This window comes from Armatimonas sp. (assembly GCF_031410135.1).
Lineage (GTDB): Bacteria > Armatimonadota > Armatimonadia > Armatimonadales > Armatimonadaceae > Armatimonas.
The window spans coordinates 1-1,899 of record NZ_JANNYP010000647.1; the positions used below are offsets into that span (position 1 = coordinate 1).

The following is a 1,899-nucleotide window of genomic DNA, read 5'->3' on the forward strand; positions in this document are numbered from 1 at the left end:
TCCAGCCCCGGCTCGTAGATCGGCATCTCCCCACGATTCAGCTGCTCGACTTTCGCCTCCAGCTTGTCCACACAGATGACCTCGTTACCCAGATCCGCAAAAATCACGCCGGTAACCAGTCCGACATAGCCCGTTCCAATGACACAAATATTCATAAAATTCGATTCCAGCAGGGATTCTACCCGTCTTCTTGCTTAATGAATCTACAATTATCGTGCCAAAGTTGAGTTATTTATGTCTTTTTAATTCCTAAAGACGTTTACAAAAAGACGATTAGAATTCCCCTGCACGCAGTCCTTCGAGAACGCTCGGTGTGCGAAGCGCACGCAGATCGAGTACAGCACTTGCTAGAGTCTTGTTGGTGAGTTTTTTCGGGGGCATAACCCACTGCGCCTTGTAGCCCTTCGGCGGCTCGGGTTCGTAGGAGGGATAAAGTAGGGGGACAGGCTGCTTGCCATCCCAGCGCACCAGCCAGTCGTTGCTCCCTCCCCACCAGAGAGACAGCTTGGGATGCTCGCTCCCCAGTCTCTCATGCAGGCGTTTCAAGAAACTCTCTCCCTCGGCTTCGCGCTCCCCTAGCCAGGTATCGGCCAGGTCATCGGTCGGGTCAAAGGCACGAAAGCTTGACTCTGCAGGGAAAGTAGTGCCATCGGAGGCGATGACATCGGCAGGCTCCACGCCGTGCTTCTTGAGAAACACACGCCGCCGCTCGGGAGTGTAGCCCAGGTTTTCCGTGTGGCAGTCGGAGACCTCTTCACGATAGCCAGGGGGCACGGTGTCGGTCAGGATCAGTCCGGAAACTCCGGGTAGCAGGTAGCGCTTCACGTTTGCCAGCACCACTGTAATGTTGCCTTCCACGCCTGGATCGAGCCAGTCTAGCTCGTCGCGACGGAACCGACGTCGGCACAGATCGCGCCAACTCTCACCCAGACTATTGTGCGCTGGGATACCGTCATTACTACGCAGAAGCGGCACCCAAGCCCAGATCGGGAGTTGCTTCTCGGCCAGGGCAACCGCAATCAGCTCAGGGTTTGCCTCAAGCCAGAGCGCTACAACACCAGCCTCTAGTGCCGTCTTCACCAGCCCTTGGACTTGGTCTTTATCGCTGCCATGAACCAGCAAAACACGATCCTTGACGAAGGCCCGAAGCCGGGGCTTCTCCCGGAGATTGCTCCCTCCCACGTAGAAAGGGGGGGCACTGGGAATGCGCGCCCGTAGCGAAAGGCTAAGGTGAATTGTTACTCGATCTACCGGAGTAGGAGACGCGGGCTGCGTAAGCACTCCCTGGAGCGAGTCTTGTAGTCGTTTCTGCTCCGTATCCACCACTGCACGCTGACTTGGAACCAGCTCCGCATAGGTCAGTATCAGTTGTTTGCCCGCACGATGCATCGTGCGGAACTGATGCCGCTGAGATTCTGTCAGGGCAAAGACAGCTTCCTGAGCAAATGGCACGGTCAGGAGTGCATCGAAGCGCTCGGCGAAGTCTTCTGTCTCGCGCGGACGGGCCGCTTCGGCGCTGGCGTACCACTCGGCAGCCCGGGCTCGACGGGTCTGAAGCGTCAGAATATCCTCCACCAACGAAAAGCTATTGTCGGTCTTGCGAAAAACACCCCCAAGAGCAAAACATAGCGCCTCCAACAGCTCTCCCGTGGCAAGAGCGATACCACGGCTCCAGACTGCCCGCTTGCCAACGCGAGCATCGGCACGCACCAAGATACCACACGCCTGGGTCACACGCACGAGTAGCTCCTCGACGGTCAGGGCGATTGCATATCAATTCGTCAGTATCCTCTCCAAAAACGTATCATCCCAGCCCGCTCGCAAACGACGATTCTTAACACCCACCTTACTGGTGCGCTCCTGGCTCAGAAGATTTACACAAAAATGACGAAGAATCGC

1 protein-coding gene and 1 pseudogene are annotated in these 1,899 nt (G+C 56.6%); both read right to left on the bottom strand.

From position 1 onward, the window contains the following. Positions 1-155 (bottom strand): annotated as a pseudogene (locus RMO15_RS33440) (UDP-glucose 6-dehydrogenase); the annotation flags it as partial. Positions 156-273: 118 nt separating this feature from the next. Beyond that, positions 274-1,740, bottom strand: coding sequence for a hypothetical protein (locus tag RMO15_RS23680; RefSeq protein WP_309718246.1), 1,467 nt, complete (start codon positions 1,738-1,740; stop codon positions 274-276). Positions 1,741-1,899 lie beyond the last annotated feature (159 nt).